Here is a 14,115-nt window from a genome sequence, read left to right as displayed (position 1 = left end):
GACGGCCGTGGGCGACCGGGCACGGGGGCCGGGAGGGCCGTAACCGGAACGGCGCGGGGGACAACGGCCGTTGCCCTTCTCAGGGGTCGGGCCGGTGGGGCTATCATCACACGCACACAGGGCCGTGACCGTCCGTCGCCGGGACGGGACGGCCGGTGTCCGCCACCCGCGCCGCCCGCGACCGCGAGGCCAACCCTCCCCGGTCCACGGCGGGTTCACCCCCACAGCAACAACGCCGCCGGGGCCCGCCGCCCTTCGCGCCGTGCACGACGGAAAGCAGCGCACCATGAGCAAGAGCAGGGGTCGAGGGCTCCAGGCCGGCGTGCTGGGCCTGTTCGACACGGTGGTGATGGCCGTCGCGGGCAGCGCTCCGGCGTACTCGCTGGCGGCGACCACGGCCGTGCTCGTCTCGGTGGTGGGTGTGGCGAGTCCCGCGGCGCTGCTGTACTGCGCGATACCCATGCTGGGCATCGCGCTCGCGTTCGGCCACCTCGGCCGGATCGACGTGAACGCGGGCGCCAGCTACTCCTGGGTGGGCCGTACGCTGCACCCGTTCCTGGGGTTCATCAGCGGCTGGGCGCTGGTGGTGTCGGCGACGATCTTCATGGTGGCCGGGTCGCTGCCCGCCGGGGCGATGACGCTGGCCCTGTTCGACGAGGACCTCGCGCACCGCACGGGGGCCGCGACGGCGGTCGGCGCACTGTGGTTCCTGGTGATGCTGGCGGTGGTGCTCGGCGGCGCCCGGCTGACCGTGCGCGCCCAACTCCTCATGTCCGGCGTGGAACTGGTCGTCCTGGTCCTGTTCGTGGGCCTCGCTCTGTTCCACTCCGGCGGCGCCCGAGCCTTCGACTGGTCCTGGCTCGGCTTCGGCCACTTCGACGGGGTGTCCGGCTTCGCCGCGGGCGCGCTGGTCGCCGCGTTCTGCTACTGGGGCTGGGACGTCACCGGCAATCTGAGCGAGGAGACCCGCGACAGCCGCCGCACGACGGGACGGGCGGCACTGATCGGGATCGTGATCGTCTTCCTGCTGTACGAGGCGTTCACGATCGCGGTGAACGTGATCCTCACCCCGCGGCAGATCCAGGAGAGCGGGGCGGACGTCCTGGCGGTGCTGGGCGAGGAGCTCTGGCCGGGCTGGGGCGGCCGGCTGCTGATGCTGGCGGTGATGCTGTCCACCGTCGCGACCCTGGAGACCACGCTGATCCAGGTGACCCGGTCGCTGTTCGCCATGGGCCGGGACCGCACCATGCCGTCGGCGCTCGGCCGGGTGCACCGGCGGTGGAACACCCCGTGGGTGGCGATCACCGTGGTCGGCACGGTGGCGCTGGCGATGTTCCTCGCCGCGGGCACCCTGGGCTCGGTCGGCGACATCCTCACCGAGGCGATCAGGGCTATGGGCCTGCAGATCGCCGTCTACTACGGGCTGGCGGGGATCGCGGTCGTGGTCGCCTACCGAGGGGTCCTGCTCAGTTCGCCGAAGCGTTTCCTGCTCGGCGGGGTGTGGCCGCTGTTCGGCTCGCTCTTTATGTTCTGGATTCTCGTGGAGTCGCTCGGCGAGCTGAGCGGCGCCTCGATCGCGATCGGTGCGGGCGGACTGGCGCTGGGGCTGGTACCGATGTTCTGGTACCGGGGCAGCGACTACTACCGGCCCGCCCGGCTGGACGCCGCCCGGGTCATCGCGACGGAGTACGTGCCCGACCGCCGCGCGGCCGAGGCCGCCCGCGTCCACGAGGGCCTCCCCACCGACTTCTGAGGGGACCCTCGATGGCACGCGACCGCTTCTCCCCCGACTTCGACCCCGACTGCGGCGACGCCGCGCTCACCGCCGCCCGGCAGGACATCCTCATCGGCCGCTGGCAGGGCCTGCGCGAACTGCTGCGGGCGACCGGCCCGCACTTCGCCGCGCGCGGCCATCGCGTGAGGCTGCTGGCACAGGCCTGCGCGGGCCGCTCCATGGTGGAGTCCTGGCTGGCCGCCGAGCCGCACAGCCCGGACGCCCTGGTGCTGCGGGCGGCCACCGAGACCGCCCGTGCCTTCAACACGGCCATCGCGGCGGGCCGGGGTGTGCCCATCGACCAGGACCGCGTCGACACCGTGGTGCGGGCCTGTCTGACGGCGGCGGAGGCGGACCCGGCCGACCCGACGCCGTGGATCTCGCTGATCAGCGTCGCCCGGCTGTACGCCTCGGGCGCACGGCGGCGCGAACTGGCCCGCTGGTGGGACGAGTTGCACCGGCGCGACCCCTACAGCGTCGAGGGCCACCTCCAGGTGCTGCACTACTACTCGGCGCGCTGGCACGGCACGCACGGCCAGATGTACGACTTCGCCCGGGACGCGGCGGGCGCGGCACCGTTCGGCTGCCCGCTGCCGGTGCTGGTGCAGTACGCCCGTGCCGAGGAGTACCGCTACGCCCTGGACGCCGCCCGGGGCGATCAGGCCCGGGTCCGTCTCGGCCAGCACTGGAGCCACGAGGTGGCCGTCAGCGACGTACGCCGCACCTGGCAGCGCTGGATCCCCGGGCGGTCGCGGGAGGCGGTCGAGCCGTGGGAGCTGCGTGACCTCAACCATCTCGCGCACGCGGCCTGTTACGCCGGTGCTTTGGACATCGCCGCCGCGCTGCTGGGGATGCTGGGCCGCCGTGCCACGCGCACGCCGTGGGTCTGCACGGGCGATCCGGGGAAGGAGTTCGCCCGGTGGCACGGCCAGGTGCGGCGCTGACCCGCATCGCGGCGGGCGGCCGCGGGGGTCACAGCGCCCGGCGGCGCAGCAGCAGTCCCAGCACCAGCAGGCCGGGGAGCAGCGGCAGCCAGACGGTGAGCAGCCGGTATCCCATGACGGCGGAGGCGGCCGCGTCGACGGGGGCTCCGGCCGCCGTCAGCGCCAGGGCGAGCACCGCGTCCAGCGAGCCGAGGCCGCCCGGCGAGGGCAGCAGGGCCGCCGCGCTGCTCGCCGCGAGGTAGAGCAGGGCGACCCGGGCGGGCCCCAGCGGCAGGGCGACGGCCTCGGTGACGGCGACCAGGATCGCCACGTGCAGCAGCGCGAAGGCCAGCGAGCCGCCCCACAAAGCCGCCGCCCGCGACGGGCGCCCGTGCACCTCCCGGAGGTCCGCGCGCACCCCCGCCAGCGCCCGTCGGCAGCGGGGCGCGAGCGGGCCGGCCGACAGCAGGGCCAGGGAGACGGCCACCGCGAGGACGACGGCCACCACCGCGGGCGGCACACGCGGCACCTGGAGGACACCCGGGCAGGCGAGCGCCAGCACGACGATGAGGACGCCGCGGACCAGGGCACCCGCGGCGGCCTTCACCCCGAGCGCGGTCATGGCACGGGCGCAGGGGATTCCGCAGCGCGTCAGGAAGCGCAGGTTCACCGCGCCCGCCCCGAGGCCCGCCGGCAGCAGATGGTTGGCGGCCGAGGCGGCGAACTGCGTGGCCACCAGTCGCCTCGGCGGCAACGGCCGCGCGATCGCGCCCTGTTGGGCCAGTGCCGAGAACATCCAGGTCAGCAGTGTCGCGGCCGCGCCCACCAGCAGCCACCCCTGGTCGGCGACGGCCAGCCGCAGCGCCCCACTCTCCAGCACCGGCCAGTGCCGGTGGGCGAGGAACGCGGCGACCGACACGACGGCGAGCGAGCCCGCGGTGCGCCAGTAGGCGCGCCCGCGAGTCGGGGCGACGGTGGTGTACTGCTGCGAGGTCATACGGCTTTGCCCTCCGGGACGACCCTCCACGGCTGTCCCCTCATACGGATCCGCCGTCCCGGATCGTCAAGCGGCGCGGTGTTCTCATCCGGCCGTGTCCTCCCGGACCGCCGGTGCCACGCGCACGTCGAACCCCCCGAAGCGGTGCTCTGGCCAGGAGCGGGCGTAGCCGGGCGGTGGTCCGCCGGGCCTGCTCAGCGTGGCGACCGGGATCCGGCGGGCGGTGCGCAGGACGTCCGCGTCGGTGGTGTTGGCGTTGTGGCCGTGGGTGTTGGCGGAGGCGCAGCCCGTGTAGTGGGCGAGCGGGATGGCCTGGTGGCCGGTGAGCAGACAGGGCGGGCGGACGCCCAGCCGGTGGAGTTCGCCCGCCGTGCGCGCCCAGTCCCGGCGGTCGCCCTCGCTGCGCTCGGCCACGTGCCGGGCTATGAGGAACTGCACGCCGAGGTGCCCGGCGACCGCGACGAGGACCAGGGCCGTGACGAGGGGCCGCGGGGTGCCGTGCGGGCCCCGCGCCAGATGCCACAGCGCGTCCGCGACGGGGATCGCGACCAGGGCGTAGGCGGGCAGCAGGAAGCGCGGTGCCGCGTAGCCGATCATGAACAGATAGGGGAAGGCGGCGGTGCAGGCGCAGACCAGCGGGACGAGGGTGCGTTCGGTGCGCCGGGCCCGGACGGCGGTCCAGAGGGCGAACCCGGCCAGCAGGGGCAGCGCGAGCCACCACAGGGTGATCACCGGGTGGGGCAGTTCGCCGGTGCAGGGCCGGCACAGGGTGCGGCCGGCGAGACCGCGCAGCTGGTCGCCGACCGCGACGTTCCAGCCGAGGCCGCCCTGGATGCGGGAGGCCTCGTCGAGCCGCTCGCCGAGGCCGCCGTGGCTGACGCGGGCCTCGATCACCCAGTCGGCCGCTCCGGCGGCGAGGCCCCCGAGGAGGGCGGCGAGCAGCCGCCACCGCCGTACCGCGAGGGCGAGGACGAGCAGCGGCACGGTCACCCAGACCGCGTCGGCGGGCCGCATCAGCGCCATCAGGGCGGCGCTCGCGGCGACGCCCCACAGGGCCGCCCGGTCGTGACGGTCGGCGCGGGCCCGCAGCAGGCAGCCGGCGCAGCTCAGGGCGCCGAGCGCGACCCAGTGGTTGGGCATGGCCTGCGGGCCGTAGAAGAGGGTCACCCACAGGGTGGCGAACAGGGCGCCCGCGGCGGCGAGGACCCGTTCGGGGAACAGGCCGCGCCAGGCGCGCAGCGCCAGGTACAGACCGAGTCCGGCGAGGACGGCGAGGTAGACGCGCAGCAGGGCGACGGAGTCCGACCAGGAGGCGATCGGCGCCACCAGCAGGGTGACCCCGCGGGCGCGGGGTGCGCTGAAGAAGGCCGCGGGGGCGTGCTCGTCGACCTGGCTGACGTAGACGATCTCGTCCCAGCCGAGGCCCATGCGCGGGGAGACCAGCAGGAGTTGGACCAGTACGAAGCCGGCCGCGACGAGCGCGGTCGGGCCGGGGCGGGCCAGGCGCAGGGTCCCGGCGCGGGTGGCGCTCGCGGTGTCGGCCATCGCCTGTCCCTCCCCCACGGCTCGCACGGCTCGCCGGACGGTCTGCTGGTATCAGGGAAAACAAGCAAAAACTAACCCACTTCACCGGCACGCGCCGACCGCCGTACGGCCGACCGCATGACCCGGGTCGGACCCGACGAGGTCCCGCGGCCCTGAGGGGCTGGGTCCGCGGGACCTCCGCCCGTGCCGTCGGCGGCTGTCCGGGCGGCGGTGCCCGGGCTGTCGCGGCGGCGGGAGCGGCACCGGCGCCGGGACCGGTGGGCGTGGTGGTCGATCACGCCGTGTCCCCCAGTTCGGCGAGGTCCCGCACGACGATGTCGGCGCCGTGCGCGTACAGCGCTTCGGCCTGTCCGGTGCGGTCGAGGCCGACGACATAGCCGAAGCCGCCGGAGCGCCCGGCGTCCATGCCGGCCAGCGCGTCCTCGAACACCGCCGCTTGTTCCGCCGCCACGCCCAGGTCGCGGGCGGCGGCGAGGAAGGTGTCGGGGCGGGGCTTGCCGGGCAGGCCTCGTTCGGCGGCCACGACCCCGTCGATCCGTACGTCGAACAGGTCCTCGGCGTGGACCGCGCGCAGCACGTCGCGGCAGTTGGCGCTGGCCGAGACGACGGCGGTGCGCATCCCCGCGGCGCGCACCGCGTCGATGTAGCGCAGTGTGCCGTCGTACGCCTGGACACCGCCGGTGCGGATCCTCTCCAGCAGCAGGGCGTTCTTGCGGTTGCCGAGGCCGTGCACGGTGTCCGCCGCCGGCGGGTCGTCCGGGCCGCCGTCGGGCAGGGTGATGCCGCGCGCCGCGAGGAAGGTGCGCACGCCGTCGGCGCGGGGGCGTCCGTCCACGTGCTCGGCGTACTCCCCGACCGCGTCGAACGGCCGGAAGCCGGGCCCGTCGCGCTCGCGCAGGAAGGCGTCGAACATCTCCTTCCAGGCGGCCGCGTGCACCACGGCCGTCTGCGTCACCACGCCGTCGAGGTCGAACAGGCAGGCCTGGATTCCTTCGGGGAGACCGAGATCCGTCACAGAGGTCACCTTTGCCCGCTCGGCGGCTCCCTGTCACCGACTCGCCCGCGGTCGGGTGTACTTCAGGACGTCCCGGGCGGGCCGCGGGTGCGGCTGCGAGACTCCCTCGTGTGGCTGTGACCTTCGACGACCTTCTCGACCGTGCCCGTGCCCTCGCCGCGGGCGGCGGACGTGCCCTGCTGGGCATCGCGGGCGCTCCGGGCTCGGGCAAGACGACGCTGGCCGAGGGGCTGGTCCGCGCGCTGGAGGCGGAGGGCGAGCCGTGGGTGGCGCATGTCCCGATGGACGGGTTCCATCTCGCCGACGTGGAGCTGGACCGGCTGGGCCGACGCGGCCGCAAGGGCGCCCCGGACACCTTCGACGCGGCAGGGTACGCGGCTCTGCTGCGGCGTCTGCGGGTGGAGGCGGACGGCCCGGACACGGTGTACGCGCCGGGTTTTGAACGGGACCTGGAACAGCCGCTGGCGGGCGCGGTGCCGGTGCCGCCGTCGGCGCGGCTGGTGGTCACGGAGGGCAACTACCTGCTGCTGGAGACGGGTGCCTGGGCGCGGGTGCGGGCGGAGCTGGACGAGGTGTGGTTCTGCGAGCTGGAGGAGACCGAGCGGATCGGACGGCTGGTCGCCCGGCACGAGGAGTTCGGCAAGGCCCACGAGGAGGCGGTCGCCTGGGTGCTGGGCACCGACCAGCGCAACGCCGACCTGATCGCGACGACCCGGCACCGGGCGGACCTGGTGGTGCCGGGGACGGCCGTGCCGGTGCCGTAGCGGGGGGCGGCACGGCGGTGTCGTGCCGTAGCGCGGGGCCGGCCTGGCGGTGTCGTGCCGTAGCGGGGGGCCGGCCTGGCGGTGTCGTGCCGTAGCGGGGGGGGCGGCTCGGCGGCGCCGGTGCCGTAGCGCGCGGCCGGCCCGGCGGCGTCGTGCCGTAGCGCGCGGCCGACACAGCGGCGTCGTGCCACAGCGCGGCCGGCACGGATGTATCGGTGCCGTAGCGCGCGGCCGGCACGGATGTGCCGGTGCCGTAGTGCGGGGCGCCGGGCGCGGTGATCGCTCGCGCTTGAGTGTCCGGCCGCCTTCCGCCCGTATCCCTGCCCGGGGGGCGACTTAAAGGGCGGTTCCGGTCTTCTCGCGGCGACCGGTGCGAAGGTGGGGTAATGCGGCGTTCACTGCTCATGGGGCTCCGGCGTGTGCTGCGGTCGCGCCGGGCGGTCCGCCTGGCCGTGGCGGTGCTGCTCGGGCAGATGGCTCTCGCCATGATGACCACGGCCGTGCGGCAGACCCCCACCATCGACGAGCCGGTGTACGTGGGCGCGGCCGTCGCCCAGTGGCGCGAACACAGTCTGCGTCACAACCCCGAGCACCCGCCGCTGGGCAAGCTGCTGATCGGCGCCGGCGCGGCGTTCGCCGGGCCCCGGCTGGAGCAGCCGCTGCCCGCCGACCAAGGGCTGCTGGGGCGGCGGCTGTTGTACGAGTCGGGCAACGACCCGTGGCGGGTGATGCTCTGCGCCCGGCTCCCGGTGATCGCGCTCACCCTGCTGTTCGGCCTGGTGGTCTTCGCCTTCGCCCGCGAACTGACGGGTCCCGCCGGCGGGTTGGCGGCGCTCGCGCTGTACGCCTTCTCCCCCGACGTCATCGCCCACGGCTCGCTGGCCACGCTGGACGTGCCCGCGGCCGGGTTCCTGCTGACGTCGGCGTGGCTGGCGTGGCGGGCCCGTCGCCGTCCACGGCCGTATCTGCCGCTCGCGGGGGTCGCGCTGGGGGCGGCCGTCGCCACCCGGATGAACGCGCTGGCCGCGGTGCCGGTGCTGCTGGCCGTGGCCGCGCTCTCCGTACGGCGCGCACGGCCGGGTACACGGGCGAGCTCACCGGCAAGGTCCCTGTGGGGCGCGGGAGTTGTGGCGCTGACCGCCCTGGCGACCGTCTGGGCGGTGTATCTGACGGTGGATCCGCGGCTGCGGTGGGCACCGGAGCAGGTGCCGGACGTACGGGGGCTGCGCGGGACGCTGGTCGGTCTGCTGCCGCTGCCGGAGCCGTTCCGGGACGGGATGCGCATCCAGTTCGCCCTGGAGAACCGGCCCTGGAAGGGGTTCCTGTTCGGCCGCCTCTACACCGGCTCGCTCTGGTACTACCTGCCGGCCGCGCTGCTGGTGAAGACCCCGCTGGGCATGCTCGCCCTCTGGACGGCCGGCTCGGTGTCGCTGCTCGCCGTACGGCGGCTGCGGCCGGCCGCGCCCTATCTGCTGGCGCCCGCCGCGGTGCTGCTGGCGGCGGCGATGTGGGGCTCGCGGGACTTCGGGACGCGGTACGCGGTGTTCCTGCCGATGTTCCTCGCGGTGGCGGCGGCCGGGGTGCTCGCGCTCGGACGGCGGTGGGTGGCGGGCGTGGCGGCGACGCTGGCGCTGTTCGTCGCGGTCAGCTCGGTGCGGGCGTACCCCTTCTATCTGCCGTACTCCAACGAGGCGTTCGGCGGTCCGGCCGCCACCCGGCTGCGGCTGCACGACTCCAACGTCGACTGGGGCCAGGACCTGGGCAGGCTCGCCGAGCGGCTGCGCGAGCGCTGGCCCGGACAGCGTGTGTGGCTCGTCTACAAGGGCAGCGGTGTGCCCTCCCACTACGGGATCAGGGCGGCCGACCCCCGGCACGTCCCCGTGAACCGGGTGCGCGGACTGCTGGTCGTCTCCGACTCGGCGGCGGCGAAGGCACGGGGGCGTCTCGCCGAGCTGCTGGACAGCAGCCGGGCGGTGGAGGACGTGGGTCACTCCATCACGGTGTACCGGCGGTAGGGCCCTTCTGACGGATCTCCGACGCCACGGAATCCATCAGAAGGTCCCCAACGCCCCGACGGGCGGCGTCTGCGCGACGGGGTGAACGTCGTCTGATGGGTCGCTAGCGCGCTGGTCAGAGGGTTCGGTGAGCTATGTTGAACGTCTGTGGGCAATGAAGGAGGCACACCGGTGCCATCGCAGCAGCAAGCACGCGCACAGGCGTCGGCGATCAGCTCGGGCAAGGCTGCCGCCGAGGAGGAGGCCGCGCCGGCCTCACAGCTCAGGACGCTCTTCGACAGGCCACGGCTCTCCCCCGGCCAGCGTCGCATCGCCCAGTACCTGATCGACCACCTCACCGAGGCCGCGTTCCTGTCGATCACCGACCTCGCGGACCGGGTCGGGGTGAGCCAGCCGTCGGTGACCCGGTTCGCGGCGGCGGTCGGCTTCAGCGGCTACCCGGCGCTGCGCGAGAAGTTGCAGGCCATCGCGCTGGGCTCGATCGGCGGGCCGTCGGTCACCGAGGAGACCGGCAACGAGCTCCAGGCCGCGGTGGACGCGGAGATCGAGAACCTGGAGAACCTGCGCCGCGACTTCGCCGCCCCCGGCCAGCTGATCGACATCGGCCGCAAACTGTCGCAGTCGACCCCGCTGACCGTCCTAGGCCTGCGAATCTCCGCCTCGCTGGCCGAGTACTTCGCCTACGCGGCCCGCCGCATCCATCCGGACGTACGCCTGGTGACGCGCGGCGGCAGTGTCGCCTACGACGCGCTGCTCCAGTCGCACGAGGCGGGCGGCACCTGGGTGCTGGCGTTCTCCATGCCCCGGCACGCGCAGGAGACCCTCACCGCTGTGCGGGTGGCGCGCGGGGCGGGGCTGCGGGTGGCGCTGATCACCGACCTGGCGCTCGGCCCGCTGGCCGACGAGGCCGACGTCACCTTCGCCACCGGAACCGGGTCCCGGCTGGTGTTCGACTCCTACGCGGCACCCGGCCTGATGGCCTCCGCCCTGCTCCAGGCCATGACCGACGCGGACCCCGAGCGCACCCACGCGCGGCTCGAGGAGTACGAGCAGATCTCCGAGCAACATCAATTCTTCCTCAAGGACTGAGGTCGTCGAGGGCCTCTCTTCGGCACGCTTCACCGCAAATGCCGCATGAATTTTTTCATGCTTATTGCATACCCGGCGGTATATATAAATACTGTCGCGGACACCCGGCCCCGCCGTCACCTACCCGCGTCGGCAGCCGGATGTCCGGTCGGGCATCGCTTGCGATAGCCCCCGTGGACGGCCCCGGTCATCCCCTAGGCCGGGGCCGCCCACGACCCCGTCGAGATCCCCACGACGCCGCACGACCCGGAAGCGATGATCATGACCATGATGACGATGCGCACAGGCCCGGACTGGCCGTGCCAGGTCAAGACTCCCGGCAGTTACGACTGGGAGCGCTCGGCCGCCAAGTGGCTGCGCGAGCTCGTGCCGGCGCGCTACGCCAGTTATCCCGCGCTGATGCGTCATCCCGTCCTGCTGGCCCGGCACGCGCAGATCCAGGTCCAGCAGGAGATCCGGGTCGCCCGCACGGCACTCCAGACCGCCCGCGCCGACCTGCCGCGGCTCGGCATGCCGGAGTCGGTCATCGAGCACACCATCAAGCTGTACGCGGCCGAGGTCATGCAGTTGCAGCACATCGCGCGCAGTGTGCGGGCGGTGAGCGAGGCCCTGGCCGACCGCACGGCCGCGGGGCGCTGACGCCCCGGTCGGCCCAACCGGCCGCGCCGGACCTTCTTCCGCCGGGCGCCGACCGCCCGGGCCGCACCCCTGTACGCCGGCTGGGTCCCCGCTCGGACCTGCTCCCCATCCCACAGGTCCGGGCTCAGCCGGGCCGACGCCCGGGCCGACTCCCCTTGAGGCCCGGGCCTGTCGGCTGCCCGCGTCGGTGCCGGCGTCGGGGCCGGGCGCCCCGTCAGGCCTCGGCCAGGAAGCGCCGCAGGGACGCGGACATCGCCGCGACGAAGGCGTCCTGGCGCTCCTGCGGCAGGGCGTCGAGCGACAGATACGGGTTGAGGTCCTCCAGCTCCACCAGCAGCAGCTCGCCGCCGGGCGCCCGGCAGGCGTCGACGCGCTGGATGCCGTGCGCGAGACCGTTCCAGTCGATGAAGGACCGGGCGAACTCCAGGTCCTCGGCGGTCGGTTCGTACGGCCGCAGCTCCCAGCGCCGGTCCGGGTCGGGCGCGTGGAGCGCGTACTGGAAGTCGTGGTCGACGAAGTAGAAGGAGACCTCGTAGGCGAAGTCGATGTACGGCTGGACCAGGACCTCGCCGTCGGTCACGTCGTCCGGTCCGACGGCGGTGACGATCCGCAGGCCTATGGAGTCGGCGCCGAGCTTGGGCTTGATCACATAACGCCCGGCCGACGGCAGCCGGTGCAGGTCGGCCGCGCGGTCGACGGTCGGGATCACCGGGTACCCGGCCGCGCTCAGGTCCGGCAGATACTGCTTGCCCGCCATGTCCGCCCTGCCGTCGAGCGGGTTGTAGACCCGCACCCCGTCGCGCAGGGCGCGGGCGCGGAAGTCGTCGTGGGCGTCGAGGTGGCCGAGGACGGGGCCGCTGTTGCGCACGACCACGGCGTCGAAGGCCTGCATCAGCGCCGCCGCGTCACGCGGATGGCACAGGGCGAGGTTGAAGTCCTCCCGCAGCCGGGCGGTGAGCCGGATGTCCTCGTCGCAGTAGCGCCGCCCGCGCGCCGGATAGGAGAGGTCGGTGACGTACAGCAGACGGTGCCGGGCGCCGGTCATGCGGGCCTCCTCGATGGTGCGCGCCCGGGGCGGTCACCGGGCCCGGTCAGGCTACTCGGCCGCTCCCGGCGGTATACGCGCAGGTGGGAACCCTCCGGGTGATCAAGGGCACTCAGTTCCCTGCTCTGCCTGCACTGAGTGCCATCCGGCCCCTCCCGACTGCTACGTTTCCCGTCCATGAGCTCCAGCAGCACGGCGCCCCGGCGCGACGAGAGGTCCGGCGCGGCCAGGAAGCCCCCCATGCGGGACGCCCTGGTCGAGGCGGCGTTCCGGCTGTTCACGGAACGGGGGTACGAACGGACCACCGTGGACGACATCGTGGCCCTGGCCGGTGTCGGACGGCGTTCGTTCTTCCGGTACTTCCCGTCCAAGGAGGACGTGGTCTTCCCCGACCACGAGCGCTGCCTGGCCGACATGACGGCGTTCCTGGCCGAGGGCGACAGCACCGAAAACCCGGTGCGCCGGGCGTGCGACGCGGCCCGGCTGGTGCTGCTGATGTACGCCGAGAACCCGGGCTTCTCGGCCCAGCGCTACCGGCTCACCAGGAAGGTGCCCGGCCTGCGGGCGTACGAACTGTCGGTCGTGTGGCGCTACCAGCGGGCGCTCGGCGACTATCTGCGCCGGCGGCTGCGGCACCGACCGGACGGGACCCTCCGGGCCGATGTGATCGCGGCCGCGGTGGTCGCCGCGCACAACAACGCCCTGCGTTCCTGGCTGCGTTCCGACGGCGCGAGCGACCCGGAGGTGGCGGTGGACCACGCGCTGGGCCTGGTGCGTTCCGCGTTCGACACGGGCCCGGCGGCACCTGCCGTACGGACCGCGGAGGCCGAGGACGTCGTGATCGCGGTCGCCCGGCGGGACGCTCCGCTGTGGCGCGTGGTCCAGGAACTGGAGACCACGCTGACCCGCGGCTGAGGCCCCGGAGAACGCCTGGAACCCAGTACCTAAAATACTGGGACCGAGTACCTTTACGCCTGGCACTCAGTGCCATACGCTGTGGCCGTGCACGGTGGCACGGTCAACCGCGCACAGTCGTGCGCGGCCTGCCGCGTGCGGGATTCCGGCCGAGCGCAGGGAGTTGACCAGCGTGTACCACCACTCAGGAAGCGTCGCTCAGCAGGCGGGCGGCTTCGCCGCGGGCCTTCTCGACCACCGTCCCGTCGGCCGCGCCGCGGAGGCCGCCCCCGAGACGATCCACTTCCAGCGCTGCAACTGGTGCGGCACCGCGATGTACCACCGGCTGCTGTGTCCGGTCTGTCAGGGCAGCGACCTGCGCACCGAGCGCAGCGAGGGCGCCGGCACGGTCCGCCACTCCACGGTGGTGCACCGCAACACCCCCGCCGCGCGCAATGTGTCGCTGATCGAGATGGCCGAGGGCTTCGTGATCCGCGGGCGGGTGATGGGCCCGCCCATCGGCATCCACAGCGGCGACCGCGTCCGGCTCTCCACGGCCAAGGACCCGGTGCGCGGCGAGCCCGTGTTCCAGCTGGTCGACGAGCCCTACCGCGCCTGGACCTGACCGGACCCCGGTGTCAGCCGGAGGTGAGCACGACCCGGATGCCGAGGGTTCCCTTGCTCCCGCGGCGCAGCCGGCTGCCGAGCAGGGTGAGCCGGCCGAGGATGCCGTACTTGCGGGCGACGAGCTTGCGGTAGCGGGCGCTCGCCGCCTCGTCGCAGATCTCGGCCGTACCGGGGACCTGCTCGCCGGTCGGGTTGCCGCGCAGGTCGCAGGGGCCGACCAGGACGTCGGCCCGGTTGCGGATCCGCTTCACCTTCCAGGAGTCGGCGGCCGTCCAGACTCCCAGCGCGTCGCCGTCACGCACGACCCACACCGGGGTCGGGACCGGCGTGCCGTTCTTGCGGTAGCTGGTGACCAGGAGGTACTTCCCCGCGGCGAGCCGGTCGAGTGTGGTGGTGTCCATGCCCGGCAGTCTAGGTCCCTTCTGATGGATCTCCGTGGGAGCAGGAGCGGCGTCCGGTGCGGGCGTACCGGGCGTCGCGACGCCGCGGAGATCCGTCAGAAGCGCCCTGGGTCCCGGCGCTGTCCCGACCGGCGGCTGGTGCGGGACCATGGCTCCAGGGCCCAGGACAGGGAGCCGTGGTGTGACCGACCGGGAGAACGGCGCACAGCTCGGCGGACACGGCGGCCCCCGGCTCACCGCGCTGCTGCTGCCGTCCGCCGGCACCGATTCGGTGTGGGGCGACGAACCGAGCCGGTCCCGACCGGGCATGGATGTGGCGGAGATCAACTGAGCTGTCTAGATTGCTCGTTGCCCCCCGCTTCGACCCGGCATCCCAGGAGCTGAATC

At 73.7% G+C, this 14,115-nt stretch carries 14 protein-coding genes; 9 read left to right on the top strand and 5 right to left on the bottom strand.

What is annotated here, in order from left to right:
- Positions 1–286 precede the first annotated feature (286 nt).
- Together ACFYR0_RS08740 and ACFYR0_RS08735 are read left to right on the top strand one after the other, a co-directional pair.
- The gene (locus tag ACFYR0_RS08740; RefSeq protein WP_389323468.1) at positions 287–1,753 is read left to right on the top strand and encodes an APC family permease; all 1,467 of its coding nucleotides are present in this window, start codon (positions 287–289) and stop codon (positions 1,751–1,753) included.
- An 11-nt stretch (positions 1,754–1,764) separates the two neighbouring features.
- Positions 1,765–2,718, top strand: a complete 954-nt coding sequence (locus ACFYR0_RS08735; protein ID WP_389323465.1) for a hypothetical protein — start codon at positions 1,765–1,767, stop codon at positions 2,716–2,718.
- A 28-nt stretch (positions 2,719–2,746) separates the two neighbouring features.
- On the opposite strand, the gene ACFYR0_RS08730 is transcribed toward ACFYR0_RS08735, so the two are convergent.
- From ACFYR0_RS08730 to ACFYR0_RS08720, 3 genes are all read right to left on the bottom strand, one after another.
- Positions 2,747–3,694: a YbhN family protein gene (locus tag ACFYR0_RS08730; protein ID WP_389323462.1), complete on the bottom strand. Its 948-nt coding sequence runs from the start codon at positions 3,692–3,694 to the stop codon at positions 2,747–2,749.
- A gap of 84 nt (positions 3,695–3,778) precedes the next feature.
- A complete protein-coding gene (locus tag ACFYR0_RS08725) occupies positions 3,779–5,239 on the bottom strand; it encodes a hypothetical protein (RefSeq protein ID WP_389323459.1) in 1,461 nt (486 codons plus the stop codon).
- A 274-nt stretch (positions 5,240–5,513) separates the two neighbouring features.
- Positions 5,514–6,254 (bottom strand): HAD family hydrolase, encoded by a 741-nt coding sequence (locus tag ACFYR0_RS08720; protein WP_389323456.1) that lies wholly within the window; start codon positions 6,252–6,254, stop codon positions 5,514–5,516.
- A 110-nt stretch (positions 6,255–6,364) separates the two neighbouring features.
- On the opposite strand from ACFYR0_RS08720, the gene ACFYR0_RS08715 reads away from it, so the two are divergent.
- From ACFYR0_RS08715 to ACFYR0_RS08700, 4 genes are all read left to right on the top strand, one after another.
- Entirely contained in the window at positions 6,365–7,018 is a 654-nt protein-coding gene (locus tag ACFYR0_RS08715) for a nucleoside/nucleotide kinase family protein (RefSeq protein WP_389323453.1), read from the top strand.
- 386 nt (positions 7,019–7,404) lie between these two features.
- On the top strand, positions 7,405–9,033 hold the full coding sequence (locus ACFYR0_RS08710; RefSeq protein ID WP_389323450.1) for a glycosyltransferase family 39 protein: 1,629 nt from the start codon (positions 7,405–7,407) through the stop codon (positions 9,031–9,033).
- A gap of 171 nt (positions 9,034–9,204) precedes the next feature.
- Positions 9,205–10,122: a MurR/RpiR family transcriptional regulator gene (locus ACFYR0_RS08705; protein WP_386380104.1), complete on the top strand. Its 918-nt coding sequence runs from the start codon at positions 9,205–9,207 to the stop codon at positions 10,120–10,122.
- Between the two features lie 255 nt (positions 10,123–10,377).
- Positions 10,378–10,761 (top strand): hypothetical protein, encoded by a 384-nt coding sequence (locus ACFYR0_RS08700; RefSeq protein ID WP_389323445.1) that lies wholly within the window; start codon positions 10,378–10,380, stop codon positions 10,759–10,761.
- Between the two features lie 214 nt (positions 10,762–10,975).
- Here ACFYR0_RS08700 and ACFYR0_RS08695 read toward each other — a convergent pair whose 3' ends face one another.
- Positions 10,976–11,806, bottom strand: coding sequence for a hypothetical protein (locus ACFYR0_RS08695; protein ID WP_389323442.1), 831 nt, complete (start codon positions 11,804–11,806; stop codon positions 10,976–10,978).
- A gap of 177 nt (positions 11,807–11,983) precedes the next feature.
- Between ACFYR0_RS08695 and ACFYR0_RS08690 the strand changes: the two genes are divergently transcribed.
- A complete protein-coding gene (locus ACFYR0_RS08690) occupies positions 11,984–12,721 on the top strand; it encodes a TetR family transcriptional regulator (protein ID WP_389323439.1) in 738 nt (245 codons plus the stop codon).
- Between the two features lie 172 nt (positions 12,722–12,893).
- Complete coding sequence (locus ACFYR0_RS08685) at positions 12,894–13,325, top strand: Zn-ribbon domain-containing OB-fold protein (protein ID WP_389323436.1); 432 nt, start codon at positions 12,894–12,896, stop codon at positions 13,323–13,325.
- Between the two features lie 13 nt (positions 13,326–13,338).
- Here ACFYR0_RS08685 and ACFYR0_RS08680 read toward each other — a convergent pair whose 3' ends face one another.
- Positions 13,339–13,728: a PPOX class F420-dependent oxidoreductase gene (locus ACFYR0_RS08680; RefSeq protein WP_389323433.1), complete on the bottom strand. Its 390-nt coding sequence runs from the start codon at positions 13,726–13,728 to the stop codon at positions 13,339–13,341.
- 181 nt (positions 13,729–13,909) lie between these two features.
- On the opposite strand from ACFYR0_RS08680, the gene ACFYR0_RS08675 reads away from it, so the two are divergent.
- Positions 13,910–14,059 carry a hypothetical protein gene (locus tag ACFYR0_RS08675; RefSeq protein ID WP_389323430.1) on the top strand — a complete coding sequence of 50 codons (150 nt, stop codon included), beginning with the start codon at positions 13,910–13,912 and terminating at the stop codon, positions 14,057–14,059.
- Positions 14,060–14,115: the final 56 nt, after the last annotated feature.

Origin of the sequence: Streptomyces sp. NPDC005017 (genome assembly GCF_042873115.1) — a bacterium.
Classification (GTDB): domain Bacteria; phylum Actinomycetota; class Actinomycetes; order Streptomycetales; family Streptomycetaceae; genus Streptomyces.
This window is presented reverse-complemented; position numbering and strand designations above follow the sequence as displayed.